Origin of the sequence: Arthrobacter sp. ES3-54 (assembly GCF_029504395.1) — a bacterium.
Taxonomy (GTDB): Bacteria; Actinomycetota; Actinomycetes; order Actinomycetales; family Micrococcaceae; genus Arthrobacter.
In genome coordinates, this window is record NZ_JAQFIF010000004.1 from 162,900 (window position 1) to 186,678 (window position 23,779).

30 protein-coding genes and 2 pseudogenes are annotated in these 23,779 nt (G+C 64.0%); 13 read left to right on the forward strand and 19 right to left on the reverse strand.

The genetic code is table 11. The annotated features are described in order from the left end of the window. Window positions 1–8: 8 nt before the first annotated feature. From M2428_RS09250 to M2428_RS09265, 4 genes are read right to left on the reverse strand one after another with little or no spacing between them, the layout of a single operon-like run. A complete protein-coding gene (locus tag M2428_RS09250) occupies window positions 9–923 on the reverse strand; it encodes an alpha/beta hydrolase (RefSeq protein ID WP_277525661.1) in 915 nt (304 codons plus the stop codon). Further along, window positions 924–1,652 (reverse strand): alpha/beta hydrolase, encoded by a 729-nt coding sequence (locus tag M2428_RS09255; RefSeq protein ID WP_277525662.1) that lies wholly within the window; start codon window positions 1,650–1,652, stop codon window positions 924–926. It lies immediately after the preceding gene. A gap of 16 nt (window positions 1,653–1,668) precedes the next feature. Further along, on the reverse strand, window positions 1,669–2,655 hold the full coding sequence (locus M2428_RS09260; RefSeq protein WP_277525663.1) for a redoxin domain-containing protein: 987 nt from the start codon (window positions 2,653–2,655) through the stop codon (window positions 1,669–1,671). A gap of 9 nt (window positions 2,656–2,664) precedes the next feature. Further along, window positions 2,665–3,879: an epoxide hydrolase family protein gene (locus tag M2428_RS09265; protein ID WP_277525664.1), complete on the reverse strand. Its 1,215-nt coding sequence runs from the start codon at window positions 3,877–3,879 to the stop codon at window positions 2,665–2,667. A 612-nt stretch (window positions 3,880–4,491) separates the two neighbouring features. Here M2428_RS09265 and M2428_RS09270 point away from each other — a divergent pair. From M2428_RS09270 to M2428_RS09285, 4 genes and pseudogenes are all read left to right on the forward strand, one after another. Further along, on the forward strand, window positions 4,492–5,235 hold the full coding sequence (locus tag M2428_RS09270) for an SDR family oxidoreductase (RefSeq protein WP_277525665.1): 744 nt from the start codon (window positions 4,492–4,494) through the stop codon (window positions 5,233–5,235). Window positions 5,236–5,332: 97 nt separating this feature from the next. Next, window positions 5,333–5,461, forward strand: a pseudogene (locus M2428_RS09275) (FAD-binding protein); the annotation flags it as partial. A gap of 52 nt (window positions 5,462–5,513) precedes the next feature. Continuing rightward, window positions 5,514–5,747 (forward strand): DUF6480 family protein, encoded by a 234-nt coding sequence (locus tag M2428_RS09280; RefSeq protein WP_277525666.1) that lies wholly within the window; start codon window positions 5,514–5,516, stop codon window positions 5,745–5,747. A 64-nt stretch (window positions 5,748–5,811) separates the two neighbouring features. Then, window positions 5,812–5,952, forward strand: coding sequence for a hypothetical protein (locus tag M2428_RS09285; RefSeq protein WP_277525667.1), 141 nt, complete (start codon window positions 5,812–5,814; stop codon window positions 5,950–5,952). A gap of 250 nt (window positions 5,953–6,202) precedes the next feature. Here M2428_RS09285 and M2428_RS09290 read toward each other — a convergent pair whose 3' ends face one another. The 6 genes and pseudogenes from M2428_RS09290 to M2428_RS09315 all read right to left on the reverse strand — a co-directional run bounded on the left by M2428_RS09290 (window position 6,203) and on the right by M2428_RS09315 (window position 11,309). Then, window positions 6,203–7,099 carry a DNA/RNA non-specific endonuclease gene (locus M2428_RS09290; protein WP_277525668.1) on the reverse strand — a complete coding sequence of 299 codons (897 nt, stop codon included), beginning with the start codon at window positions 7,097–7,099 and terminating at the stop codon, window positions 6,203–6,205. 152 nt (window positions 7,100–7,251) lie between these two features. After that, window positions 7,252–7,941, reverse strand: a complete 690-nt coding sequence (locus M2428_RS09295; protein ID WP_277525669.1) for a hypothetical protein — start codon at window positions 7,939–7,941, stop codon at window positions 7,252–7,254. A gap of 208 nt (window positions 7,942–8,149) precedes the next feature. Continuing rightward, entirely contained in the window at window positions 8,150–8,683 is a 534-nt protein-coding gene (locus tag M2428_RS09300) for a DUF2243 domain-containing protein (protein WP_277525670.1), read from the reverse strand. Between the two features lie 101 nt (window positions 8,684–8,784). Beyond that, window positions 8,785–8,985 (reverse strand): zinc-ribbon domain-containing protein, encoded by a 201-nt coding sequence (locus tag M2428_RS09305; protein WP_346780738.1) that lies wholly within the window; start codon window positions 8,983–8,985, stop codon window positions 8,785–8,787. 171 nt (window positions 8,986–9,156) lie between these two features. Continuing rightward, window positions 9,157–10,450 (reverse strand): annotated as a pseudogene (locus tag M2428_RS09310) (cation:proton antiporter). Between the two features lie 259 nt (window positions 10,451–10,709). Next, window positions 10,710–11,309, reverse strand: coding sequence for a hypothetical protein (locus M2428_RS09315; RefSeq protein WP_277525671.1), 600 nt, complete (start codon window positions 11,307–11,309; stop codon window positions 10,710–10,712). 507 nt (window positions 11,310–11,816) lie between these two features. Here M2428_RS09315 and M2428_RS09320 point away from each other — a divergent pair. From M2428_RS09320 to M2428_RS09330, 3 genes are all read left to right on the forward strand, one after another. Further along, window positions 11,817–12,767, forward strand: coding sequence for a manganese catalase family protein (locus M2428_RS09320; protein WP_277525672.1), 951 nt, complete (start codon window positions 11,817–11,819; stop codon window positions 12,765–12,767). Between the two features lie 142 nt (window positions 12,768–12,909). Beyond that, on the forward strand, window positions 12,910–13,698 hold the full coding sequence (locus tag M2428_RS09325; protein WP_277525673.1) for an alpha/beta hydrolase: 789 nt from the start codon (window positions 12,910–12,912) through the stop codon (window positions 13,696–13,698). After that, a complete protein-coding gene (locus M2428_RS09330; RefSeq protein WP_277525674.1) occupies window positions 13,695–14,381 on the forward strand; it encodes an alpha/beta hydrolase in 687 nt (228 codons plus the stop codon). The genes M2428_RS09325 and M2428_RS09330 overlap by 4 nt, the downstream gene beginning before the upstream one ends. Before the next feature lie 495 nt (window positions 14,382–14,876). On the opposite strand, the gene M2428_RS09335 is transcribed toward M2428_RS09330, so the two are convergent. The 3 genes from M2428_RS09335 to M2428_RS09345 all read right to left on the reverse strand — a co-directional run bounded on the left by M2428_RS09335 (window position 14,877) and on the right by M2428_RS09345 (window position 16,829). Then, the gene (locus M2428_RS09335; RefSeq protein ID WP_277525675.1) at window positions 14,877–15,278 is read right to left on the reverse strand and encodes a hypothetical protein; all 402 of its coding nucleotides are present in this window, start codon (window positions 15,276–15,278) and stop codon (window positions 14,877–14,879) included. 54 nt (window positions 15,279–15,332) lie between these two features. Continuing rightward, window positions 15,333–15,551 (reverse strand): hypothetical protein, encoded by a 219-nt coding sequence (locus tag M2428_RS09340; protein ID WP_277525676.1) that lies wholly within the window; start codon window positions 15,549–15,551, stop codon window positions 15,333–15,335. A gap of 486 nt (window positions 15,552–16,037) precedes the next feature. Continuing rightward, window positions 16,038–16,829, reverse strand: a complete 792-nt coding sequence (locus M2428_RS09345; RefSeq protein WP_277525677.1) for a hypothetical protein — start codon at window positions 16,827–16,829, stop codon at window positions 16,038–16,040. Between the two features lie 498 nt (window positions 16,830–17,327). Here M2428_RS09345 and M2428_RS09350 point away from each other — a divergent pair, with 498 nt between their 5' ends. Next, window positions 17,328–17,786: a DUF4383 domain-containing protein gene (locus M2428_RS09350; RefSeq protein ID WP_277525678.1), complete on the forward strand. Its 459-nt coding sequence runs from the start codon at window positions 17,328–17,330 to the stop codon at window positions 17,784–17,786. 115 nt (window positions 17,787–17,901) lie between these two features. Here the strand turns inward: M2428_RS09350 and M2428_RS09355 are convergent, their stop codons facing one another. Then, the gene (locus M2428_RS09355; protein WP_277525679.1) at window positions 17,902–18,132 is read right to left on the reverse strand and encodes a zinc-ribbon domain-containing protein; all 231 of its coding nucleotides are present in this window, start codon (window positions 18,130–18,132) and stop codon (window positions 17,902–17,904) included. A gap of 12 nt (window positions 18,133–18,144) precedes the next feature. Next, window positions 18,145–18,879, reverse strand: coding sequence for a TetR/AcrR family transcriptional regulator C-terminal domain-containing protein (locus M2428_RS09360; RefSeq protein WP_277525680.1), 735 nt, complete (start codon window positions 18,877–18,879; stop codon window positions 18,145–18,147). A gap of 177 nt (window positions 18,880–19,056) precedes the next feature. On the opposite strand from M2428_RS09360, the gene M2428_RS09365 reads away from it, so the two are divergent. The 5 genes from M2428_RS09365 (at window position 19,057) to M2428_RS09385 (ending at window position 21,458) form a co-directional block, all read left to right on the forward strand. Beyond that, a complete protein-coding gene (locus M2428_RS09365; RefSeq protein WP_277525681.1) occupies window positions 19,057–19,338 on the forward strand; it encodes a hypothetical protein in 282 nt (93 codons plus the stop codon). Window positions 19,339–19,568: 230 nt separating this feature from the next. Then, window positions 19,569–19,826 carry a hypothetical protein gene (locus M2428_RS09370; RefSeq protein WP_277525682.1) on the forward strand — a complete coding sequence of 86 codons (258 nt, stop codon included), beginning with the start codon at window positions 19,569–19,571 and terminating at the stop codon, window positions 19,824–19,826. 5 nt (window positions 19,827–19,831) lie between these two features. Further along, entirely contained in the window at window positions 19,832–20,257 is a 426-nt protein-coding gene (locus M2428_RS09375; protein ID WP_277525683.1) for a hypothetical protein, read from the forward strand. Further along, window positions 20,257–20,466, forward strand: coding sequence for a hypothetical protein (locus M2428_RS09380; RefSeq protein WP_277525684.1), 210 nt, complete (start codon window positions 20,257–20,259; stop codon window positions 20,464–20,466). Before M2428_RS09375 ends, M2428_RS09380 begins: the two co-directional genes overlap by 1 nt. Before the next feature lie 77 nt (window positions 20,467–20,543). Continuing rightward, window positions 20,544–21,458, forward strand: coding sequence for a diacylglycerol kinase family protein (locus M2428_RS09385; RefSeq protein ID WP_277525685.1), 915 nt, complete (start codon window positions 20,544–20,546; stop codon window positions 21,456–21,458). A gap of 221 nt (window positions 21,459–21,679) precedes the next feature. On the opposite strand, the gene M2428_RS09390 is transcribed toward M2428_RS09385, so the two are convergent. From M2428_RS09390 to M2428_RS09405, 4 genes are all read right to left on the reverse strand, one after another. Continuing rightward, window positions 21,680–22,126: an Hsp20/alpha crystallin family protein gene (locus M2428_RS09390; RefSeq protein ID WP_277525686.1), complete on the reverse strand. Its 447-nt coding sequence runs from the start codon at window positions 22,124–22,126 to the stop codon at window positions 21,680–21,682. 152 nt (window positions 22,127–22,278) lie between these two features. Next, the gene (locus M2428_RS09395; protein ID WP_277525687.1) at window positions 22,279–22,443 is read right to left on the reverse strand and encodes a hypothetical protein; all 165 of its coding nucleotides are present in this window, start codon (window positions 22,441–22,443) and stop codon (window positions 22,279–22,281) included. A 240-nt stretch (window positions 22,444–22,683) separates the two neighbouring features. Then, window positions 22,684–22,902: a hypothetical protein gene (locus tag M2428_RS09400; RefSeq protein WP_277525688.1), complete on the reverse strand. Its 219-nt coding sequence runs from the start codon at window positions 22,900–22,902 to the stop codon at window positions 22,684–22,686. 180 nt (window positions 22,903–23,082) lie between these two features. Continuing rightward, complete coding sequence (locus tag M2428_RS09405; protein WP_277525689.1) at window positions 23,083–23,628, reverse strand: hypothetical protein; 546 nt, start codon at window positions 23,626–23,628, stop codon at window positions 23,083–23,085. Window positions 23,629–23,779: the final 151 nt, after the last annotated feature.

A 23,779-nucleotide genomic window follows, 5' to 3' on the forward strand; every position in this document is an offset into this window, starting at 1 on the left:
ATTCGCCTTCAAGGGCACTCGTGTCCGGCTTCGATGATGGCCTCGACGAAGGCTTCGGGCGCTTCTTGCGGCAGGTTGTGCCCGACCCCTCCGGAGAGGGTTCGGTGCGTGTACTGTCCCGTGAACTTCGTCGTGTAGGCGCTCGGGTCCGGGTGGGGTGCGCCATTGGCATCACCTTCGAGGGTGATCGTCGGCACCGTGATGGGTGGACTGGTCGCGAGTTGTTGTTCCAAGCCGTCGTAACGGGGTTCGCCTGGCGCCAGCCCGAGTCGCCACCGGTAGTTGTGGATCACGATGTCGACGTGGTCGGCGTTGGCGAAGGACGCCGCGCTGCGGTCGAACGTCGCATCGTCGAAGTTCCATCTGGGTGAGGCGGTGTGCCAGATCAGCTTTGCGAAGTCGTCGCGGTACTTGTCGTAGCCGGCCCTGCCCCGTTCGGTCGCGAAGTAGAACTGATACCACCACGAAAGCTCTGTCGATGGTGGCAACGGTTGCGCGTTCGCTGCCGGGTTGCCGATCAGGTAGCCACTGACGGACACCAGGGCCGTGCATCGGAGGGGCCAGAGCGCTGCGACGACGTTCGCGGACCGTGCGCCCCAGTCGAATCCGGCGATGATTGCCGACTCGATGCCGAGTGCATCCATGAGTTCGATCGTGTCGACGGCCAAGGCGGACTGCTGGCCGTTGCGCGTCGCGGTGTCGGAGAGGAAGCGGGTTGTGCCGAATCCGCGGAGGTGCGGCACGATCACGCGGTAGCCGGCAGCGCCGAGCGCCGGTGCGACGTCGGCGTAGCTATGGATGTCGTAGGGCCATCCGTGCAGCAGAACGACGGGTTGACCGTCGGCGGGTCCGATGTCCACGAATCCGACGTTCAGCACGCCGGCGTCGATCTGGTCGACTGGCCCTAACGTGAGCGCGTCCATTTAGCTGACCTCTGCGATTGCCGATCGGATCACGTCGGCCACGGCTTGGGGCTGGGACATCATGATGACGTGTGAGCCGTCCAGTTCGGTGATGGCGGCGCCGGCGCGCTCGGCGTGGGCTCTGGTGACGTCTGTCCCGGCGGCACGATCGGCGGTGGCCACTACCGCCCATGAGGGCAGGGTCTTCCACGCCGGTGCACCGGACGGTTCCCCGAACGCGATGTCGGTGACCGGCCGTTGGACGGTGCCGATCAATGCGGCCTGCACGTCGGTCAGGTCTCCTGCGAATGCGTGACGGGCCATCGCCGGGTCGATGAAGAACTCGGTTCCGGTTCCGCTGCCTGTCGGGTACTGGCGTGGCACTAACGCCGCGCCGAGGACGCTGTCCTTGGAGGCGGCGGTGATGTCGCTCAGCTTCTCGCCTTCGTCGGGGGCGAAGGCGGCCACGAAGACGAGGCCGGCGACGTTCTGGCTCTGCGTCGCGGCGTTGCTGATGACTGCGCCGCCGTAGGAGTGGGCGACTGCGAGGACAGGCCCGGGGATCTGGGCGAACACGCTTGCGAGGTAGGCGCTGTCGAAAGAGATGCCGCGAAGTGGGACTGCGACGGCGAACACTTGGATTCCGTCGGCTTGAAGAAGCTCGATCACCCCGTTCCAGCTGGAACTGTCGGCGAAGGCGCCGTGGACGAGCACAACTGTGAGCGGTTGAGTGGCTGCTGGTTGGGACATCGTTTTTCCTCCTGGGCTATCCGAATGTGAATACGAAGGCTTCGACCCCGGGGTCGGGGAAGGTGATCGTGAATTTCCGGTCGCGGATCGGCCCGGGCTGACGTATCAGTTGGTACATCCGCTGATACTCGGCGGTACCTTTGCCGTGACCGTCGATGTCGACCCCGTGGGCGGGCCCCGGCGGCTCGCCGTCGAGGAGGACGGTGAAGGGCACTGGTTTGTCTGTCGCCGGCGGGCCCATCACGAGGTTGAGGTCGCGGGCGAAGAACCTATATGAGATCGAACCATCGGGCTGGGTGAGCCGGACAGCTTCGGAGCCGATCCGCCAGTCGCCTGACAGCGACCAGTGATTGCGCCGCAAGGCGGCCGGCGCGGAGTAGGGCTGACGATCGTCGGGGACGACCGGTTCTGGCGAGGCGAGTCCGACTGCACGTCCGTAGCCGAGATACGTTTCCGGTGACCCCAGGCTGGACCAGTCGGCCGCCGCCTCGACGCCTTGGGGCTCAACGGTCACCAAGCCCTGTTCGATTTCGGTGCCGGCCTCGCGCAGGAGCATCTGGAGGACCATCTCGGATTGTTCATATTCTCCTTCACCGAAGTGGTGATGCCGGATCTGGCCCTTGGCGTCAGCGAAGTACAGGGCCGGCCAGTAGTGGTTGTCGAACGCCTGCCAGAGGGCGTAGCCGTTGTCGACCGCGACCGGGTAGCGGACGTCCATCTCATTGATGGCGCGGGCCACGTTGGCGAGGTCGCCCTCGAAGTCGAACTCGGGCGTCTGCACACCGACGACCGTCAGCCCATGGTCGGCGTAGGCGTCGGCCCATGCGCGTATCCAGGGCAGCGAGCGAATCCAGTTGATGCAGGTGTAGGTGCCGAAGCTAATGAGAACGACTTGGCCGCGGAGGTCCGCCGGCGCCAGGGGCTGTGAGTTGAGCCATGTGGTGGCTCCGTCGAACGGGGGCAGTAACCCTTCGACTGGCAGATCGTTGCGGTGCCGAAACACTTTGGGCCCTCACCGCAGGGATCTGAACGCTGCGCGAAGCTCGGATGAGAACAATTGCGGTTGTTCCCATGCGGCGAAGTGGCCGCCTCGGTCGACCCGGTTGTAGTAGATGAGGTTGTCCGGGTAGGCGCGCTCGGCCCAGCTCCTTGGGGCTTGGTAGAGCTCGTCGGGGAACACGCTGATGGCGAATGGGATCGTAATGGGCTTCGCGTCGAAGAACGACGCCGTGTTCTCCCAGTACAGCCGGGCGGCCGAGACGCCAGTGTTCGTCAGCCAGTAGAGCGTGATGTTGTCGAGAATGTCGTCCCGCGTCAGGTCTCCGGCCAAGCGCCCGTCCAGGATCTCCCCAATCAATCCAGGCTGGCCGGTTCCGTCGCCGTGGTCGATCGCGAACGCCGCAAGGTCGATCGGAGAGTCCGCGAACCCGTACAGCGTCTGCGGGCGCGTGCCCATGATGAGGGCGTACGCGACATGCTTGGCGTAGAACGCGCTCAACTGATCGTAGGCACGTTGCTCCTCGTCCGAGAGGCCGGCGGGCGCCGGCTCGCCGCGCAAGTAGCCGTCGAGGTCTGCCGGGGCGGTGCCAGGCATGTTCGAGTGGATTCCGAGCAGTTCCGGGGCGGCTTGCTGGCCCATCTGCTGCGTGACTGCTGCCCCCCAGTCGCCGCCCTGCGCCACGAACCGGTCGTAACCGAGCCGTTTCATCAGTACGACCCAGGCGCGGGCGATGCGGGACGGATCCCACCCGGTGTTGGTCGGTTTGGCGGAAAACCCGTGGCCGGGCAATGACGGGATCACTAGATCGAACGCGTCGTCCGCACTCGCACCATATGCTGTCGGGTTCGTGAGTGGCTCGATGATCTTCAGCTGTTCGATGATCGAGCCCGGCCACCCATGCGTGATGATGAGCGGCAGCGCATCATCATGCTGAGAGCGGACGTGGATGAAGTGAATGTCCAACCCGTCGATCTCGGTGGTGAAGTTCGGGAGCGCGTTGAGGGTCGCCTCGCATGCGCGCCATTCGTAATCGGTGGCCCAGTGGCGGGCGAGGGCTTGCATCGTCGCGAGTGGCACGCCCTGCGAGTCGTCCGTCACCGTCTCACGCTCCGGCCAGCGCGTCGCGGCGATTCGGCGACGCATGTCCTCCAATGCCTCCTGTGGGAAGTCACTGCGGAAGGGTCGGATCGAGCTCTGATCGGTCGGACTACTTGTCGTGTCGGTCATGGTCTCCTCGTCTCTTCTCTCTTCTCCCAGGCGCGGTCGCATTCACACGCGCCGAACTTGCTCCGTCGCCTCGCAGCGTGGCACTGTTCACGGGCGCCACGGCCCGTATTCGACGAGTTGTTGCCGCCACCGGTCTCGAACATTCCGCCACTTGCCGTACTGGTCGTGAGATTGATCGTCACCAGCAGCGACGTCGGCCGGGTCGACGGCTCGTTTGATCATCGGATGTTTCCCCTGCGGTATCGGATGATGTGAGGGAGGTCGAGGCGTTGACCAGCTCTCATGTGCCGTCGACCACAGCAATCCCAGACTTCCGTGAACCATCCGGGATGCTGACGAACGTCATCGGATGACGAGACAAGCCTCGTGGCGGCATCAGCGCATACGAGGATTACTGAATGCTACTCGCGGGGCGTCGCACGCGGAAGGCCACACCGAACGCCGCCCTGTCATGTTCTGAATGACCATGCCGGTCGCCTGTTGAAAATGCGTCACCAGATCATTCGTCACGCATTCATTGAGGTATTTGTACCTTGCTCCGGTCGTTCGGCGGGTCATATAGTTGACGTTGCAGATGAGTGACGTAGGTCTCGTTCTGTTTCCGGTTGATGTATGAAGATCGTAACTATCGGCGGAACCGGACTCGTCGGTTCAAAACTCGTCAGCAAGCTCGGCGAACACGGCCACGAAGCGGTTGCCGCTTCCCCCAAATCGGGGGTGAACACGATTACCGGCCAAGGCCTCGCGGATGTACTCCAAGGAGCAGACGTTGTTGTCGACGTGTCGAATTCGCCCTCGTTCGAAGGCGCGGCGGTGATGGACTTCTTTAGTACCTCCACCCGCAACCTGCTCGCGGCGGAGCAGGGAGCGGCCGTCGGCCACCACGTTGCCCTGTCAGTGGTCGGGACTGAGCGTCTGGCCGAAAGCGGCTACTTTCGAGCGAAGATGGAGCAGGAGAAGCTCATCAAAGAATCAGGCCTGCCGTACTCGATTGTTCATGCGACGCAATTTTTCGAGTTCGTCACGAGCATCGCTCAGGCTGCGACCCAGGGAAACACGGTTCGTCTGCCACCCGCCCTGATCCAACCGATAGCCGCTGAGGACGTAGCCACCGCAGTCGGCCGCACCGCTGTGGGTACTCCGCTGAACGCCACCGTCGAGATCGCCGGTCCCGAACAGTTCCGGCTCGACGATCTCATCCGCAAGGGACTCAGCTTCAAGGGAGACCCCCGCGAGGTGGTCGCCGATCCCACCGCACGCTACTTCGACGTGCTGCTGGAGGAACGCGAATTGCTCCCCCGTGATGAAGCGACCATCTACAACAACCGCTTCGAGGAGTGGTTGCAACAGCAGTAGTCGACAAAGCCGTGTCTGCTTCGAGGAGACGTCGAAAGCCGCCCTGCTCCCTACTCCGCAGAATATCGATGCGAGAGGGACGACTGCGACGAGCCGCCGCGTCCGCGATCCGGAGCTGGTCCAGTTCCATCCGTCAGACATTGTCGAACCAGAGAATGCAGCTGGCACCCTCGTCTCGGAATCAGCACGCGGGGAACGTGGCATTCTTTCCAACGCACTCGGTGAGTGCATGGTGAAATACGGATCAAAGTATCAGCACTGCGACCCAGGGAGTGAACGTGTCAGGAAGCAATCCCGACCCGTATGAGGACAAGATCACCGGCTTGGAGCCGGGAGGCGGAGTGCCGCCAGGCGAGACCCCTCCTGCCGAAGCCTCGACGGGCGGACCGCAGGGTCACGATGAAAACGGCACGAATATGGGCACCCAGATTCTTTGGATGGCCGGCATCGCAGCAGTGGTCCTGTTGTCGATGCTGTACTTTGTCGGTTACATCGTGGGATTGCTGGACTAGCGCGCCCTCGGGGCTGCCGGATCGATCACGGACAGATCACCCCAGCACCGTGAAAGAGCCGATAATGGACCCTTCGTACGGCGGGATCTGGAGCCAAGACGGCAAACCGGCGAAGGCGCCGGAGCTCGTCTACTGGACGGCCGAAGAGTTCCTTCACGAGCAGCTGCTGCCTGGTCACGTCAGCCCAGCAGCAGGAGCGCGGTGAAGTAGCCGGCCAGGCACCCGGCACCGGCCGGCGGCCGCCGGCCCAGACCGCGAGCCGGCGGCCGGGTTCTGGACCGGGCGTGCGAGTAAGCACCACGGACCCGTCCGGAAACCCTGTGGACGTTCAATTTTCACTCAGATGGAATGACAATTCCTGGTTGTCGAACCTCGGCCCCGATTTCCGCGGATGAAGTGACCAGCCCATTTGCCGCGCAAACGCAGGTGAGGCAAGCGGGCTACGGGTTCTGTTCTCAGTCGTTTAGATCGAAGTCGAGATCGAGATCCTGGGGTGTTCTCAGTCGCCGCCAGGTTGAAGTGACCCGGGCGGTGGGCAGGGTTGATGCAATGGGCATCCGGTCCACGGCGGTCAGTTGTTTCAGGTCGAGCCCGGTCAGCGCCGCGATGTCTCTGATGGGTACCTGGAATGTTCGGAACGGACCCAACGGGGGAGCCTCGTCGAGTGCTCCCGGGCGGGGTACATCCGGGAGGTCCGCCAGCTGGGGTGTCTGGTCCACGACGTATCCGGTGGCGGCGAGGGAGCCCTGGTGCATGAATGCGGCAACTTTGAAAAACTTCAGCGGAATCTGCACGCCGCGGTAGACGGGGTCGGTGTCACTGAAGATCGGACCCGTGAAAACGACGAGCCGCCGGCCTTTGTCGGCTGCGTTGTCCTGCAGGTAAGACTCCAGACCGAGCCAGAGGTCCATTCCCTGGTTAAACTTCGCCGCCTGCGGGGCAGCGTTCGTGTAGTGGAAGGTATCCGCGTTGGCCCGGGCGGCTTCCGCCCGGGTGTCGCCGCAGACTGCTGATGCCCGGCGGACGAGGTGGCCGCGGTCGATGTCGTTGCGGGCGTAGACCGCCTCGCCCGTCTGCTGGTCCCCGCGCAGCCGCGGATCCAGTCTCCACTGGATCCCCGACTGGTCCAGATCGATCAACTTGGTGCCGTCCATTCCGAGCGCAGTGACCGCGGCCAGACGCTTGTCCAGCCGCATGAGGACGGAAAAGTGGGTGTAGGGGAGCAGGACCGACTCGATGCCCTCGAGGGCCGGAATGCCAACCCGGGCACCCAGGAACTGTTCATCGAACCCGGGGCGGTCGGAAAGATCGTCGGCATTCACTGTGAGCTGGGCTTGCACTAGTTCAGCCATGGGCAGGCCGTATCAGTGCCCGGCGACAGAAGGAGGTACCTCGTCGTCGAGGCCTGCGGGTACGGATGAAACTTGATCAAGGGGATTTTGTACGGGGGCTTCCCGGAACCGGGCAAGTGGATTGGGGGAGGGGTCGAGGCGAGTGTCGGCGGTTAGGGGGACCGTTGGCGGGCGGCTTGGTAGGAGGGGCGGCGTAGTCTGCGCGTCCACTCGTAGGTGCCTGCCCCGGGCAGCGGATTGCTGAGCGGGTCGAACCTGGTTCGGACGTCCGCGTTTCCGGGGTCGAGGGTCAGTACGAGGGTGCCGAAACGGTTCCAGGGTCCGGTAAGGCGGGCGTGGTAGAGGCCCAGGGTCCAGGTGGCGGTGGCCAATGCTTGGCGGAAAGCGTCAGGTGTGGCGGGCAGGCCCTGGCCGGTGGCTTGGGGGACTGCTGCCAGCAGTACGGGGCCCTTGGATCCCTTGTAGGGCATGAGCGAGGTCAGCTTTCCGTTGCTGGCGTAGCGGTGGGCGGTGAGTATCAGTCGGCCGGGCCGTGACACGGCGGTGGACGCCAGCAGGACGTCGGCGGGACCTGTTTCTGTCGGTATGCGAAGTGCCAGGCCGAGGATGTCGGGCCAGCCTGGGGGCAGGCCGAGAGATCGGGAGAACCGGGCGCTTACCGGGTCGCTGCCGGGGGAATCGATCCACGAGATCCCGCTCCGGGTGCTGCCGGGTCGTCGTTCAATCACTCCGGTGAGAGCCACGCCGGCGGGGTGTATGGGTCGGTCGGGGCGCACGACTTTGAGGGCTTTAAACACCGCGGCGAATGCCAGGCCGGCTGTACCGCTGACAGATGCTTTCATGCGACGTCCTTCGCGGGTCGGGCGCCAGTTACTTGACGCACCCAGTAAAGCATCTCTGAGCCGCCTGCGGCGCCTTTCGGGGCGCCCATCGCCTGTCCAAACAGTCCTCGGGCGACGAGGAGGATGCGCCGGTATCGGCTTTTGGCGGCCGGGGTTTCGCAGGCGGTCTGTCGGTTTCCGGTCGAACGCGCTGGGGTGCCGGCGGAGGTCAGGGGGCCGGCGAACGTTGGGGCGCCGTTTGCCGCTCGAGGGTGCGTACGCCGTGTTGGTGGAGAAGCCAGCCTGCGGCGATGAGCAGTGCGCTGGCGATCAAAAAGCCGATGTCCCAGGAAAGAGGTCCTCCGAGGTCATCCCTGACATGGTGCACCTGGAGAAGGTGGTGGTCGATCAGGCCTTCGATGACATTGAATATTCCCCAGCCCACGAGAACGAGACCGAAGTGGAAGCTCCAGTTCGGTGCCAGGCGCCCCCGTCGCCACGCGGCAATCGTGGTTATCGACGCGGCCAGTAGCACTAACCACATCGCCAGGTGGAAGAACCCGTCCGCGAGTGTGTTCACTTCAAGGCCGGCCACTGTGGTGACGGGGTGCTCCGGGGTGTGGCTGAGCATGTGGTGCCACTGGAGGATCTGGTGCAGGACGATTCCATCGAAGAAGCCGCCCAGGCCCAGCCCGTAGAGGATGCCCGCAAGCCGTGTGGGCTGCATTTGAGCGTCGGTTGGCCGGGGGTTCGGAGTAGCCATAGCCACACATTAGTGCCGGAGGAAGCCGCAGGAAACCACAACCAATGGGCTACTTCTAGTAAGCATGCTCCTGCTTCTCGCTGGCTCTGTTCTCTTGCTGCTCACCAGGCCAGGGTCTTTGCCTGCCGCGGTTTGATGGACGAGGTCTGGCCGCAGTTCGAGCAGGTGATGCGGTAGGTCCTGGATGTGGTGAACACCGGGATGAAGAACAGCGTGAACTTTGTGGCGCGTTCCTGCAGGTGGTGATGGACGAGCTGGCCGCAGTACTGGCAGGTTGCCGCCCGCCCGGTCAGGTTTTTCAGAGCAGTTTTGAGGCCGAAGAGGAGGAGCTTGGGGTGTGCCTTTCAAAGTGGGTTGCTGGTCACGCCTGAGGTGAGAGTCGGGCGGCGAGTCCTGTGAGCAGGATGGTGATGCCTTCGTCTAGTTCGTGAGTAGCCGCGGCTCTGTTCAGAAGACCGGGAAGAGGGCTAGGTTTAGACCGCGATCGTGGGTGCGTTGCCCTCGTCGCCGGTAGGCTCTGCGGCGGCCTTGTTTCTGCGTTTATCTAGAAATGCCATGACCGGTGTCGCGCTGATTCCGTGCAGGATGATGGAGCCTGTCACTATGAGCCCGGCGATTGCCCACAGCCGCTGGCCCTCGGCGAAAGCGCCTTCCTGCAGGGCATAAGCAATGTAGAACAGGGTGCCGATGCCGCGCACACCAAAGATGGCGATGACGGATCGTTCGCGAGGTCCGGTTTTCCACCCAGTAGCCCAAGCCAACCGCTCAAGGGGCGGATCACCATCAAAAATATCAACGCCAAGGCCACTTCCGACCATCCGATCTCTGCGAACAGTCCGCGGGCTATGGCTCCGCCGAGAAGCACCAGGATGGCGACCGTGAAAAGCCGTTCGATCTGTTCGACGAAGCTGTGCAGGACGCCGTGGTAGCCGTGGCTGCGTTCCGCGGCGCGGATAGTGCAGGCGCAAACGAAGACGGCGAGGAATCCGTAGCCTTCGATGAGTTCTGCAGCGCCGTGGGCAAGGAACGTCGAGGCCAGCGCCACGAACCCTTCGGCGTGTTGGGACAGCCGCAACCGGTCGAGCTTGACCGAAAAGAACAGCTTGCCAAGACCCCACCCGACGCCCAGGCCGACGAGCAGTCCGGCCAGAATGCGCCACAGGACGTCCAGGAGCAGCCAATCGGTGAGCCAAGCTGCAGGGCTGCCCCGGCGACACTGATGGCTATGGCGGCATATGTGAACGGGAACGCGAGGCCGTCATTGAGTCCAGCTTCGGATGTGAGGGCGAACCGGGCTTCGTCGTCCTCGGCATTGTCGGAGTCTGCGGGTTCACCTACTTGAACTTCGGTGGCGAGAACAGGGTCCGTGGGTGCGAGGGCGGCCGCGAGCAGAACCGCGGCCGCCACTCCTAGGCCGAGCATTGCCCAGCCTAGGAAGGCGACGGCGATGATCGTCAGCGGCATAGTGATTCCCAGCAGCCGCCACGTCGTCGCCCAGCGCCGCCACCCAACGGGGCGGTTCAGCGCCAGCCCCGCCCCCATCAATGAGATGATGACGCAGACCTCCGTCAGGTGAAGCACCAGCCCGCCGTGTGCCATCGGGTCCGGATCGGGCAGGCCCCCGATCAGGGCGAACGCCACGAAGCCGGCGGCGAGAAATACCATCGGCATAGAGACCGGGATTCTGCCCAGGAGGCGGGGCAGCACGGATGCGGCGAGGGCTGTCACACCCAGTGCGGCGAAGATCATGCCAACGGGATCAAGCATCGGGGGTCACATTCTGTGGTGGGCGGCTACTCGTTCCCGCTTGAGTCTGCAGGGGTGCGGGTTGTGCCGGCGTCCGTGGGTCAGTAACGAGTGGTGCCGCCCGACGTGCCGGCGCCGTTCCTTTTCGCTTTGCGGGCCTGCATAACCCGGCTGATGATGGCGGGGAGGAGTGCTAGAAGGATTTTCTTCACGATGTGGTCCTGTTCTGTGGGTATCTGGGGGGAGTCGGTGCCGCCGGGTCCGGCGGACCCGGATGGTGCTACTGGCTGCTATGTCCGGCCTTATCGACTTTGCGGTGGAACCGCATGCCTGCGACGCCGCCCAGCGTGGCGCCTCCGAGGGTGATGATGACCGCGGCAGCCAGCACGATGATGCCACCCGTGGTCAGCTCTCCTTCGTTGAGAGGTATCCGCGGGAAGCTATTGAGGTTCGCGAGGATGTTGAACCGGCTTCCGGCGACGGCGCCGGCGAGAGCTACGAGGACGGCGAGAGTGATGGCCCACAGCCAGACGGCGAGGCCCTGTTTAGCTCCGTCGAATCGGGCCATCCGCCCGGCGACGTACCCGCCACAGTAGTAGGCCACAAACAGGACCACGGCTAGGACGATGCCGCCGATGATGCTGACAGTCTGCGGATTTTGGGAAACGGTTTGTCCTGGATCGGTATTGCTGGCGACGCCGATTCCTGTCCCGATGGCGGTGCTGACCGCGGTGAGCAGGACAGTCATGCCGGTGGCGGTCATCCAGCCGAAAAAGGCCGATCCGAACTTCATTCCGCCGAACTGCCGTTTCTCCTCAGCCAGGACGGTGTCCCGACGGCTTTCCCGGACATCGCCGGCTTCTTTACTGGTCGAACTCATGGTTGTTCCTGGCTTCGTTGCGGTGATGGGACAGCGCCGTCGGGCTGGCGTTGGACGCTGGTCGGACGGTGTTCCTGACGGTCCCGGGAGATGCCGCCCGGGGGAGGCTCGGGCTCTCCGGGTGCCGTGCGGCAGCGTGTAAGCGGAGAGATCCCCCGGTTCACTAAACACCGCACCGCCACGAAAAGCAAGCATGCTTAGTAATTTCCTGCCGGAGCATTCCAGTCCGCCTCACATGCGACCCGACCGCACGCAGTGCCTGCTTGGCGGCGCACCACTGGCGGGCGCGGCATCCATTGTTGCTTCACCCCCCTGCCCCTGCGCTACGAGTCGGAGATCTCACAAATGGGCTTACTGGGCGCCCTTGCCAAAGATACTAAGCATACTTATGGTTAGATCCTGCGGCTGCCACCGCGGTAAGTACCGTACCGATCCGGTCATGAGGTATTCGAAGCCGGAGTTGAAGAGGACGACGACCAGCATCAGACCAGAGTGAGGAACTAGCCTATGTACCTGCACACCCAGCAACTGATCAACGAAATCGCCGTCGACGAGCCCGACCCCGCCGCAGCCAACGCCCTGCAGGAGGGCCTGGGCGGGCAGTTCGGCGAGATGCGCACCATGATGCAGTACCTGTTCCAGAGCATGAACTTCCGCGGCGACGCAGCCGCGAAGCCCTACAAGGACCTGCTCCAGGGCGTGGGTACCGAGGAGATCAGTCACGTCGAACTGATCGGCACCACCATCTCCCGGCTGCTGGACGGGTCCCCCGAGTACCAGGGCAAGAAGACCGATCCCGTGGACCAGCCCGGAGCCAAGGGGGCCACGCCGCTGAAGATCGCGCTGGACACCAGCAACATCCACCACTACCTGGTCGGCGCCCAGGGGGCATTGCCCGTGGACGCGGCCGGCAACCCGTGGAGCGGGTCCTACGTGTACAACAGCGGCAACCTGGTCCTGGACCTGCTGTACAACCTGATGCTCGAGTCCACCGGCCGGCTGCAGAAGTGCCGGATCTACGAAATGACCGAGAACAAGACGGCACGGTCCACGATCGCCTACCTCATCGTCCGGGACCAGGCCCACGAGAATGCGTTCGCGAAGGCCCTGGAAAGCCTCGGCGTGAACTGGGGCAAAGTGCTTCCGATCCCGAAAACCAACGCCGAGCAGTTCCCCGAGGTGAAGAAGCTCCTGGACCTGGGCCTGCAGAGCATCCAGTACACCTTCAGCGCCGACAACCTCAGCGAGGCCGGCAAGCTGTACCGGGGCGCATCGCCCTCCAACGACGGCACCGAGCTGAGCACCGACGTCATGCCTGACGGTTTCCCGATGACCATTTCACCGGAACGCCGCGAGGAATTCGCGCCCGGGCTCGACCCTGACCTGCTGGCACTGATCCAGGCCACAGCAGAAGTGGAACTCAAGGACGCCGACAGCCCCAAAGAATCCAAGAAATAACTCGACGCAGCAGAGGCCACCAGGGCCCCGCCCGCCCTGGAAGGCTCCTGGTGGCAGCCCGCTTTCGAGATGGAGGGCGGGCTTGCCGCCGTACCGTGCGCTCACGGGATCCGGGCCTGGAGGTAGAGGAGATTTTCAACAGATGGTTGATCCGATCGTTTCCGACGTCCACGTAGGCGACCTCGTGGGGCGGTTGTATGCATCTCCCCGGCCGCCGGGCGTGGGGCGGTCGGGCCCGGCGTTGGTTCTTGTGCACGGGATTGGCGTATCGCACCGCTATCTCCACCGGCTCCACGGGCTCCTGGCCGAATCAGCAGATACGTATTCCCTCGACCTTCCGGGGTTCGGTGGAACGCCGAAGCCTGGCCGTCGGCTATCGGTCGCGGACTACGCCGGCTTTATCCTGGCGGTCCTGGACCAGGCAGGCGTTGGCCCGTGCATCCTAGTCGGGCATTCGATGGGAACCCAGTTCGCCGTGGAAGCGGCGACGCAACAGCCGGGCCGGTTCACGCAGCTGGTCCTGATGGGACCGGTGGTCGATGAGAAGCGCAGATCCGTAGCGCGCCAGGCCCTGGACCTGACTCTGGACTGCCTCTTCTTCGAAACCCCGGCGGCCAACGTCCTGGTCGTGACGGACTATATCCGGTGCGGGCCACGCTGGTACCTGGCAGAGCTGCCCGTGATGATGTCGTACCGCACGGAGGAACGCATCGCAGAGGTGAACGCGCCGATCCTGATCCTGCGGGGCTCCCGAGATCCCGTGGCGTCCCGGGAATGGTGCCGGCTGCTCGCCCAGCGTGCCGTTGCCGGTGAATTCCGTGAGGTCCCCGGTTGCGGCCACGTCGTTCAACACACCGGCGCATCCAGAGTCGCGAAGGCGATTAGGGACTTCGACAGGACGCCCGGCCGCGCCCGGGAAGCCCCGGCATGAGCACGGCATTCCGCAAGGCGATCTGGTGGACCGGGGACTACGCCTACGCGGCCTGGTGGCAGGTCCGCGGCGCAGTTTCCCGCATCCCGGCCGACGCCTTTCACAGCGGAAACCGCAGCCCCGTCGTGGTGATCCCGGGAGTGTATGAGAGCTGGCAGTTCTTGCTGCCCCTGATTACAGCCCTGCACAAGGCAGGGCACCCCGTGCACGTCGTGACCCTCCTGCAACGAAACCGGCTGGACGTGCCAATCGCCGCCCGGCTCGTGGCCGAGCACATCGCTGCTGCCGGCCTGGACAACGCGGTAATCGTGGCTCACAGCAAGGGCGGCCTCATCGGGAAATACATCATGCTGGCCCTGGACCCGGACCGACGCGTTGATCGCCTGGTCGCCGTCTGCACGCCGTTCTCCGGGTCGCGTTACGCCCGCTACCTGCTCATCCCCAGCCTCCGCGCCTTCTCACCAGGCAACGCTCTGACCCTCCAGATGGCCCGGGAAGAAACCATTAATAACCGGATCACGTCGATCTACGGCCTCTACGACCCCCATATCCCCGAAGGCAGCGTCCTGCCCGGAGCCCGGAACATCCGACTCCAAACGGTCGGGCACTTCCGGATCCTCGGCGATGCACAAACCGCCCGAACCATTGTGGAGCAGATACAAACAGACCCTCCTGACCAGTGAAGCCCTACGTCGAATGCGCATGGGAGTGCCTGAGGCCACTGCAGTGGAGAGGGCCACACCGGTGGTCCGGCAGGTTGGAAGCCTGTTGGCGTCTCACTAGACGGTGCCGTGGATGCTGACAATGAGCCAGGCCCAGACATAAGCAGGGAAAGGATCAGACTGCGAAGTCTGGCCGACCGGGGGCGCTTTTGCGGGCGGGTGGCCGGCGCGACGGTCTGGAGGGAATCGACGGTAACGGTCAGCTTCCGCTCTCCCCGGAAGAGCAGGCATTCCTCAAAGCAATGGCTGGCTCGGCGCCGGTTGGGCACCCGGTCCCGCCTGCCACGCCGCCCCTCTGACAGGGGCTAGGGCGAGGATGCGCCCGCTGGCCTCCCAGGTGAGCGGGCAGGCCAGCAGGTTCATCCAGGGAGCCGTGGCACTCAACCCGGAGCCTGCGGCCACCGTGGATTCAGGCCGTTGGGCCGGTGTTTCCTGCGGCGATCCCGCGGGATCGTGCTACACGCCGGACTGGTCGCGCGGTGTGGATTCGCCGGTGGGGCGTTGGGCGGGGGAGTCGTCGGTGCCCGTGTCGATCCGGCCCGGTTCTTTGCCTTCTTCCTTGATGACGTCCTCGCCTCTGCGCGTGGTGCTGACTCCGGTGCCTGCGGGCGGCAGGTCTGTGGTGCTTTGTTCGGTCGGGGCCTCTGCGGATTCGGGACGGTCGGGGTTCGCGGCGGGTTCTTCGCTGCCGAAGGCCCGTGCGGTGCCGTCGTGGTCGTCCGGGTTCCCGGCATTTCTATCCTCATAGGGCGGGACAGCACTGTCACCGGTGTCAATGTCGCCACCGGGGGCCGGGTTGGGGCCGCGCTGGTAGTCGCTGCCGGCGCGGTCGTCCTTGGGCGGGGTTGCAGGTGCCATTTGATCGTCCTTGAACTGTCGGGGGCTGCCGGGTCTGGCTGCCAGCGTGGCCGCTCAGTGATCGGCAGCGTCTGCTGTGGTTGGGTGTTGTTCCCCGGCCGGGTGGCGGGCTTGTTCGAGATGGTGTGCGAGCTTTTCTTCAGCATCTGCACGTCGTTTCCCAATGGTGCGCATCTGCTGCGTGGTGAGGTTCTCAACGCGGACGAAGTGTCCGGTCTCGCGTGCCCGTCCGGTTCCGCCCGGGGCAGGACCGGGACCGGAATGTTCGCTCATATATGCATGTTCCCACTGCAAGTCCCGCGGCAAAAGGGGCCAACTCTCTGCGCCCTTCACGGCTGGCGGACCTGGCTGCATCCCTACCGAGAATCAGAGTGGCGGGGCCGGCTCCAGCGGCCATGCATGCGGGCTTCGGCCGTGTCACGGATGAAGTTCCCGGATGGTCCCGGGGCGGCCCAGGACTGTCCAAGGTTCTGTCGTTAGCCTGCCCAAACAAGGGTCTGAACCGTTTATGCCACAATCCGCACTTCTGGTCAGAGGGTTCGAATCGCTCCCAGCCCGGAACGTCCTGCATATCATCGAGGACAACAGAAGGGGGAGCAGGTTTCCGGTCCCTGAGCGAAGGACTCGACACGACCGGCCCATGGGAACCGCAATACTCACGATCATGGCCAAACAGGGGAGCGAAGGCTCAGAGCGGGAGCCAGCAACAACTGCTCAAACTCGCCGGCCCTGGTGACGCATGGGAAAACGGGTGCGCTTCTAGGGCTGGTAGTGCTCCTCCGTCGGAGTAAAGCCCGCACGGTCCACTTTCCGGTGGTAGTGAACTCCGGTGAGCCCGCCCAGCACGGCGCCTATCAGGGCTGTGGCGGCCACCGCGATGGCCGCAATGATGCCGCCTAGACTCAGCTGTCCCTCGACCAGTGGAAGGCGAAGGAAACTGTTGAGCGTGGTCAGGACATTGTATTGCCCAATAATCCCCAGCAGTGCCCCCGCCGCGGCTCCGATGACGCCCAACACCCACACCATGAGCCCCTGGCCGACACCGTTGAAACGCGCCATCCGCCCTGCCACGTAGCCACCCGAAAAATAGGCGAGGAGCTGGAGCGACAGGAGCACGATCATACCGGTCATGCCATCTGATGATTGCTGGCCAGCTCGGGCGAGCGGGTCCGTGCCGGGCAGAAAGCCGGCCCTGCCGGCCGCCGCAACCAGAGCAACCAGCAAAACAGCCATTGCGGTCGAGACCAGCCAGCCGAAGAAGGCCGAGCCGATCTTGATGCCGCCGAACCGCTCCTCTTCCCGGGCAAGCACGGTTTCCCGGACAGCGGCGGCGGCCGGGTCTCCTGGCAACATACCGTCGACCGGGCCGCCTGTGTCATCGAAGTACCCGTCATTCTCGCCATCGGGGAGAACACCGTCAGACTCTTCGTAGAAGCGGTCGTCAACACGGTGGTCAGAAGCGCTGTTTTCCGTTTGATTCAGGGGTTCCGGAGTGCCGTCCCGGTCTGCGTCGAGTCGTCGCGCATCATCAGGACCGCTTGCGCTGCCCATCAGGCATCCTGCCTTTCAATGATCTACCGGGCTCACTTCCGCGGTGCCCCGGGCCGGACATTACTATAATTATGCGCACTCAGCCCGGTTCGCGAGGGGCTTTGGGCCCGACTTTGACCTAGTGTCCGGTGGCCGCGCCGAGCCGTGTGTGAAGGCCGCCGGATCGGGCGTTTAGGCCGAAAACACAGACGGATCTTGGCCAGACCGGGGCCGGCGCGGGGCTCTTCCGCCGTCAGCCCAATCGGGCCAGCCCGCCGCGCATGCTGCGCCTGCGGCCTGCTCGCCTGCTGTCTTGATACCTCTCCTCCCACGGTGGGCCGAGCGGCTGACTGTGACGGGTTTCCGCACGAAAATCCACTCTGGACACAGATAGTCAGCAGGCTTACTGTTTGAGAACCGGATCCCTACCAGGATCACGGTTTGGGGGTCGGCGGGGCGGTCCGCAACAAGCAACATCAAGCCGAAGATCGGGAGTCATGAGTTAAGGGAGAAAAGGAAATGGTAAACACCAACCGCACGGCCGGTACCAAGACCACGCTGCAGAGGGCAGCCCAGGCAGTGGGCGCTGTCTTCCTGCTGGTCGGGATCCTCGGGTTTATTCCACTCATCACCACCAACTACGAATCCTTGGGTTTGGCAGGGCACGGCTCCGGGGCGCTCCTCTTGGGAATCTTCCAAGTGTCCGTCCTGCACAACCTTGTCCACCTGCTCTTCGGCGTTGCAGGAATACTGTTGGCTCGCACCCCCGCGCAGGCCAGGAACTTTCTTCTGTTTGGCGGAATCGTCTATCTGGTCCTCTGGCTCTACGGCCTCTTCGTCGGGCACGACACCCCGGCGAACTTTGTCCCGCTCAACAACGCGGACAACTGGCTCCACCTCGTCCTGGGCATCGGGATGATCGCACTGGCGCTGATCTTGTCCCGGAACACGGACAGGAGCGCATCATCAACGCGCTAAATACGGACTTATTGGAACGAGCCCGCAAACGGACATTGCTCGACTCGTCCGGCAAACAGGGGGTCACCGAGGCACGCCCGGCCGGGTTCTGTTCATGACAGCTGAGGTTTCCTTCCTAGCTGATGAGGGCGTTCTTCTGTCGGGATTTGATCGTTGAGCTCTGCCCGCAGTTGGTGCAGGTGATGTTGAAGGTTTTGGATGTTGTGAAGACCGGGATGAAGAACAGGGTGAACTTGGTGGCGCGTTCCTGCAGGTGATGGTGGACGAACCGGCCGCAGTACTGGCACGTCGCCATCCGTCCGGGCAGATTCCGAAGGGTGGTTTTGAGGCCGAAGAGTAGAAACATGGTGTGTGCCTTTCAAATGAGTTTCCCGGTCAGGGCTGCGTTGGCGCTTCCGGCGGGCGGGGACAGGCGGGCTGCGAGGCCCGAGAGGAGGATGCTGATGCCCTGATCGAGTTCGGCTTCCCCGTCGTAGTCGGCGAGGACCGGGGCGAGGGCGCGGAGGCGGGGGAAATCCTTCGGCGGCAAACGGTGCAGGCCGAGACGGAGGAGGGCCTCGTTTTCCTCCGGGTCCACGATAAATTCCTGCAGTTCGTTGAGGATGTGCCCGTAGAGGTAACCGTAGTAGGCGCGGTAGACATGGAGGGCATCGGCCGGGGCGAACCCGGCGTCGATCAGCAGCGACAGGATCTGTTCCAGGGGCCGCAGCGTGCCAAGCGGCCGCAGGCCCAGGGGTGTGGACAGGGGGCGGGTCACGAGCAGCGGTACGACGTTGGGGTGCCGGAGCGCGATCTCGCGCAGGTCGTGGGCGATGCGCCGGAGCTGCGCCTGCCAGTCGGGGTCATCGGGGAAGATGGCCAGTTCATTCAGGACCAGCTCTGAGACGCCGTCCAGCAGGGCTGCGCGGTTTTCGGCGTAGCGGTACAGGCCCATGGGATCCCGGCCAAGTTCCTGCCCGAGCCGGCGCATGGTGAGGGCGTCGAGCCCATCGGAGTCAACGAGCGCCAGGGCCGCGGACAGGATAATCTCCCGGCTGAGCTGTTTCTTCTTGGCGGGGCCCGTTACAGGCACCGGATTCTCTTCGGGTGACATGGTCTTCCGTTCTCGTGGCTGCGGTCAAGCCTTCTTCCAAAGAAAGAAAGCATGCTTGCTTATTACGTAGTCTACGCGTAGAGTCTACATCGTAGAGAAGTTGTTATCACCGGTTTCAGAAGCGGGACCCTGGTTGCACGGCCGTACCGGCCCCTCACATAAATCCAGGAGATCCCCATGACTGCGAACAACCCCCAGAACACCCACGCCGGCACGGCCCGGAACGCGAACGACATCAAGATCTCCACGAGGACGCTGGAGTTCGCCGTGTATGTCGCGGCGGTGCTCGCAACGATCATCACCTCCGCCGTCGTCGGGGACGACCGCAGCCAAAACGGCGTGGATGTCTTCAACGCCCACGACGCCATGCAGCTCATCACCTGGCTGACCGTCGGTCTCATGGTGGCCCGCGGCCTGGCCAAGGCCGGCAACCGCGACCACAACCACAACCACGGATAACGTCCGAACAGCGTCCGGCTGCGAGTGCTGCCGAGGCATTGATGGGATCCTGGTGCGGCCCCCCGGACAGGGCGGCGGCACCAGGATGCCCTCCCCAATCGTTTTATCCCCGGATCTGCAGTGCTGCACCCGTCCGGGAGCCTGCTTCAGCGCCGCGTGCACGGCCTTGAGGCTTTAGCTGCTGTAGCCACACGGCGGCACGAAATGCACCGAGCGGAAACGAGCCCCCCATGGCAGATTCGCAGTACGACCAATTCCTACAGGAAGCCACCACCCAGGAGCCTGAATCCGACCACGCCCTGGGCAGGGACTGCCTCTACGGCTTGTACACCAGCTGGTGCTTCCTGAATCAAGCCACGCCGCAACCCGAAGATGCCTTCTGGGCGGCCATGAAAGAGAAGCAGATCCATCCCAAGCGCACCGGTCTGCGCATGAAGGGACCGGCGGCAGCGGACTACATCCTGGCCAGCTACCCGGCCCTGGTCTGATCCGGATGTCGACGACTTCCCACACGTACCTGCCGCGGGATTCCCACCAGCCCCGCGGCCGACGCCTCTGGTGCGCGGAATGCGACACCGACCGGCACCTCCTCGTAGACTCCGTCACCACTCTGAACGCGCAGCAGGAAACACTGGCCGCCGCCATCACCTGCACGAACTGCCGTGGCGCACGTGTCTTGGCGACCACCGCGGCCTTCGTCGCGGCCGTCCCCCGGCGGAACGGGGACGACGGCGACGTCGTGCACCGGGACGCCGCGTACGTCCACTGCCAGGAACCCATGTCACCCGCGGACCCCGAGCTTCGGGGCGTGCAGTGGCCGGTTTCCACTCAAGCAGGGCCCACGGAGTTCCTGGGCGTCTATCTTCGGACCCGGGTTCTGCGGTGCCGGTGTGGATTCCAGATGGAAATACCCCACTAATGACAGGCAGCCTCCAATTCGGCTCTGCATTCAACCAGGAACACGGAGACATCGTGACCAACATCGACAGCGCACACCGGGCCGCACCCCCGGCACCACGCGGGGAATGCCCAGGCTTGAACGGCCTTGACCTGACCCCGCAAGGACTCGCGGATGCGCCGGCGAGCGAAGTTGACCACGACAGCCTCGTTTACACCGGCAACAGCTGAACAGCCGCACCGTTTGGGCGGCCTGGCCGGCAGGCGACAGAACTGATCGCCCAGCCCCTTCAGGGCAGCGGGCAGTTATGAACCAGGAGCACATCATCGATTCTGCACGGACTTTTGAATCAATAGTCATTATCTTCAATCCCAACAGCACGGGGGATGCGCCCCAACTCGCGGAGAGACTCCGTGACCGGCTGACTGAGCTCCTGACTTACACGGTGGATCTCCGGCTTCAACCGACCAGTCATGCCGGGCACGCCGTTGAGTTGGCCCGCGAGGCCGCCAGCGGCGGCGGCCACGTCCTCGTCGTGTCCGTCAGTGGCGACGGGGGCTATAACGAAGTCGTCAACGGCGTGAAGCAAAGCGGCAACCCGGACGCGGTGTGTGCGGTCATGGCAGCGGGGAACGCCAACGACCATCGGCGGACCACGGGTACCAAGCCGCTGGAAGAAGCCATCGCCGAGGGCAGCGTGCGGCACATCGACCTGCTGCGGATCCACACGGGCCCGGGGGAGGACGCGCAGGCATACGCGCACTCCTACATCGGATTCGGTCTGACACCGGTGATGGCGATCGATATTGAAAAGGGCAGCAAGGGCGCGATCAAGGAAATGTTCACCGTGATCCGGACCTTCGCGAAGTTCAAGCCGTTCGAGATACGCCAGACCGACGGAAAGCGCCGGAAGTTCGACAGCCTTGTCTTCGCCAACATCCCCGAGATGGCGAAGTACGCCACCCTGAGCGAGGCAGACGATGAGCCCGCAGACGGAAAATTCGAAGTGATCCTCTTTCCGCACATGCCCAAGTGGAGGGTCCTGCTGACGGCCCTGCGCGCCACCACGCAGGGACTGGGCGACCAGCCAAGCGTGAGCACCTACGAATTCACCACACTCAAGCCCCTTCCCTACCAGATCGACGGGGAAGTGAAGTCCGTGGACGCGAACACCCTGGTCAAGGTCGAATCCGCCCCGGCCGCCCTGCCAATACTGGGGTAGGGCCACTACTGGGTAGGGCCCGGCGGGAGGCACGTGGGAACCATGGACCATGACGGCGGAACCGGACGCTGTGGCGGCCCGGCGCGCCAGGGCCGGACTCGTGCGAGGGGAACTCTAACCGATATGAACTTCCTGGATTGTCGGGCATCTTGACGTGCAGATTACGTTGACGTGGTCTCCGACAGCAGGGCTATGGCTTCCCCGGTGCGCCGGGATGCGGGTCACATCACGTTGTTCTTGGGTGCTTCCGGTGGCCGGTTTCCGCCGCGGGATACGTGGACCTTTGTAGCGGAGGTTCCGGTCTGCTCCGGAAGCTGGGTCCGGACTTCGAGGACGCCGTCGATGTAGCTGGCCTCGATAGTGTCAAGGTTCGCCCCGCGGGGCAGCGGGATGCTGCGTGAGTGTTCGCCGTAGTGCACTTCGCTCCGGTAGCCCGGCTGATCCTTGTCGGCGGGTTCTCTGCGCCGGGCAACAATGTGCAAGGCGCCGTCGGTAACGGTGATATCGATGTCTTGATCGGGATCGATGCCGGGGACATCGGTTCTGACCACCATGGTGTTTCCGTCCCGGTATTCCTCGACTCTTAGCCAAGTATCGGTCTCACCCTGCAGGAAGCGCCGGACGGGTTCGGGCACGTCGATACCGGTACGGCGGAATAGGTTGTCCATGTCTATCTCCTAGCTGATTTGCATTCTGATCCGCGGCGTCGGCGCGCTGCGGCCACCCAGCGGTATTTACTGGGTGCCGCAGCGTCTTGTCCCGGTCCGGTGTCGCGGCCGGAGCCCGGGTAGATCAGCAGCGGCAATCCGAATCGTGTGGGTCAGACCCCGCGCCGTCCGCGGGAACGGTTCGTCAGGAACATGACGACGGCGACGATCAGCAGGATCGGGGCAACCCAGAGCAAAAAGCTGACTGCTTTGACTGTTCCTCCGATGATGAGAAAGATGACGGCGACGGCAATGACAATCCAGAGAAGCGTGCTCATGACTCTGCCCACCTTTCCTAATGTTTTTAGGGCCGGGATGTCTCCAATTCCTGATGCTACAACTGCGGCGTTTGCCGCACCAGCGGCCCCGGGAGGTTCCGCGCAGCGGCAGGTGGACGACGGTTTCCGCCCACCCAGGTCCCCTGAAAGCGCTGCCGCTGGTTCGTTGCTGGCTTCCTTTCCGCCTGACTCAGCGCCGGCCCAAGTCCGGTGAGGAAAGTATTGCGCTGAAACGGCCGGCTAGTCGTCAGTGGATCTTTCCACTGCCGGGGAATGTACTCCGGCCGGGTGGCGGCCCTCCTTGAGACGGCGTGCGAGCTTCTCTTCAGCGTCCGCGCGCCGTTGCCCGATGGTCCGCATCTGGTGTGTGGTCAGGTCCTCCCGGCGCCCCTGATGTCCGGCACGTTGTGCCCGCCCGGCCCTGACGGCGTCCGGGCCGGGTTCGGTGTGTTCGCTCATGAACGCATCGTCGCACACGAATTTCCTGGGCAAAAGGCACAATATGGCAACGTTGCGGAATCCGGAAGGACGACCCGAAGGAGCCATCCGGCCAGGTTCCTGGCCCAACTGTTGGGTCCGGGGCCGGGCACCGGCTGGGTGGTGGGGTCGCGCTGTCAGGATCCCGGACGGCGGTTCTTCTTAGGTGCGTTTTTTGAAGAGGCCTTGGAAGACATTTCCGGGGCGTTGCATCTCGCCGTGCTGGGCTCCGAGCACGATGACGGCGGCGGCGAACGCCGGGATGCTCCACTGCAGGACCCGCAACTGGTTCTGGGCTGTCTTGAGCTCTTCGGGTGCCCCGGGGCGAGATTCCGTGGCGCCTTCGGCGCCCGCGTCGGACAGCTCGCTGACTTTCTTTCCCAGGATCCCGGCGTACAGTGTGGCCGCAGCCCCGAGCACGGTGACGGCGGTCTTGAGGACAGTCAGCCGGACGACGCCGTCCTGGCCGGTCATGCGTTCCTTGTTCCCGGCAATGACCGCGAGGCCGGCAAGGGCGTGGGCGGCGAACGCACCGGCCTGCACTGGGGCCCACTTAGCCCACCCGAGGCTGGAGAGGCGGGTTCGTTCGGCCGGGTCCTTCGCAGCCGCCGCGGCGCCGTTGAGGCCGATGGCTCCCATGAGGGAACCGCCGAACCATGCCGCGGCGCTCAAATCGTGGACGGAACGTGCAAACAGATTCCCTGCCATGATGATCTCCTCAAAGTCCGGGTCTTGGCGTCACCGGAGGTGCGCTGAATGACCGGGTCTGGGTGGGCGGATACGCCACACCGTGGAGGCCGTCACAGGCCCCCAATGGCAAGGGTACTTACTAATCTGTCTCCGGGCCAGTGTTTGCTGC

Coding starts and splice junctions, on each gene's coding strand:
- M2428_RS09335 (WP_277525675.1), bottom strand. CDS start 15,278: ATGGCACCTGCAACCCCGCCCAAGGACGACCGCGCCGGCAGCGACTAC.
- M2428_RS09320 (WP_277525672.1), top strand. CDS start 11,817: ATGTACCTGCACACCCAGCAACTGATCAACGAAATCGCCGTCGACGAG.
- M2428_RS09375 (WP_277525683.1), top strand. CDS start 19,832: ATGTCGACGACTTCCCACACGTACCTGCCGCGGGATTCCCACCAGCCC.
- M2428_RS09400 (WP_277525688.1), bottom strand. CDS start 22,902: ATGAGCGAACACACCGAACCCGGCCCGGACGCCGTCAGGGCCGGGCGG.
- M2428_RS09270 (WP_277525665.1), top strand. CDS start 4,492: ATGAAGATCGTAACTATCGGCGGAACCGGACTCGTCGGTTCAAAACTC.
- M2428_RS09285 (WP_277525667.1), top strand. CDS start 5,812: ATGGACCCTTCGTACGGCGGGATCTGGAGCCAAGACGGCAAACCGGCG.
- M2428_RS09355 (WP_277525679.1), bottom strand. CDS start 18,132: ATGTTTCTACTCTTCGGCCTCAAAACCACCCTTCGGAATCTGCCCGGA.
- M2428_RS09380 (WP_277525684.1), top strand. CDS start 20,257: ATGACAGGCAGCCTCCAATTCGGCTCTGCATTCAACCAGGAACACGGA.
- M2428_RS09385 (WP_277525685.1), top strand. CDS start 20,544: ATGAACCAGGAGCACATCATCGATTCTGCACGGACTTTTGAATCAATA.
- M2428_RS09290 (WP_277525668.1), bottom strand. CDS start 7,099: ATGGCTGAACTAGTGCAAGCCCAGCTCACAGTGAATGCCGACGATCTT.
- M2428_RS09300 (WP_277525670.1), bottom strand. CDS start 8,683: ATGGCTACTCCGAACCCCCGGCCAACCGACGCTCAAATGCAGCCCACA.
- M2428_RS09390 (WP_277525686.1), bottom strand. CDS start 22,126: ATGGACAACCTATTCCGCCGTACCGGTATCGACGTGCCCGAACCCGTC.
- M2428_RS09350 (WP_277525678.1), top strand. CDS start 17,328: ATGGTAAACACCAACCGCACGGCCGGTACCAAGACCACGCTGCAGAGG.
- M2428_RS09250 (WP_277525661.1), bottom strand. CDS start 923: ATGGACGCGCTCACGTTAGGGCCAGTCGACCAGATCGACGCCGGCGTG.
- M2428_RS09330 (WP_277525674.1), top strand. CDS start 13,695: ATGAGCACGGCATTCCGCAAGGCGATCTGGTGGACCGGGGACTACGCC.
- M2428_RS09360 (WP_277525680.1), bottom strand. CDS start 18,879: ATGTCACCCGAAGAGAATCCGGTGCCTGTAACGGGCCCCGCCAAGAAG.
- M2428_RS09395 (WP_277525687.1), bottom strand. CDS start 22,443: ATGAGCACGCTTCTCTGGATTGTCATTGCCGTCGCCGTCATCTTTCTC.
- M2428_RS09315 (WP_277525671.1), bottom strand. CDS start 11,309: ATGAGTTCGACCAGTAAAGAAGCCGGCGATGTCCGGGAAAGCCGTCGG.
- M2428_RS09340 (WP_277525676.1), bottom strand. CDS start 15,551: ATGAGCGAACATTCCGGTCCCGGTCCTGCCCCGGGCGGAACCGGACGG.
- M2428_RS09325 (WP_277525673.1), top strand. CDS start 12,910: ATGGTTGATCCGATCGTTTCCGACGTCCACGTAGGCGACCTCGTGGGG.
- M2428_RS09365 (WP_277525681.1), top strand. CDS start 19,057: ATGACTGCGAACAACCCCCAGAACACCCACGCCGGCACGGCCCGGAAC.
- M2428_RS09345 (WP_277525677.1), bottom strand. CDS start 16,829: ATGGGCAGCGCAAGCGGTCCTGATGATGCGCGACGACTCGACGCAGAC.
- M2428_RS09370 (WP_277525682.1), top strand. CDS start 19,569: ATGGCAGATTCGCAGTACGACCAATTCCTACAGGAAGCCACCACCCAG.
- M2428_RS09255 (WP_277525662.1), bottom strand. CDS start 1,652: ATGTCCCAACCAGCAGCCACTCAACCGCTCACAGTTGTGCTCGTCCAC.
- M2428_RS09295 (WP_277525669.1), bottom strand. CDS start 7,941: ATGAAAGCATCTGTCAGCGGTACAGCCGGCCTGGCATTCGCCGCGGTG.
- M2428_RS09405 (WP_277525689.1), bottom strand. CDS start 23,628: ATGGCAGGGAATCTGTTTGCACGTTCCGTCCACGATTTGAGCGCCGCG.
- M2428_RS09265 (WP_277525664.1), bottom strand. CDS start 3,879: ATGACCGACACGACAAGTAGTCCGACCGATCAGAGCTCGATCCGACCC.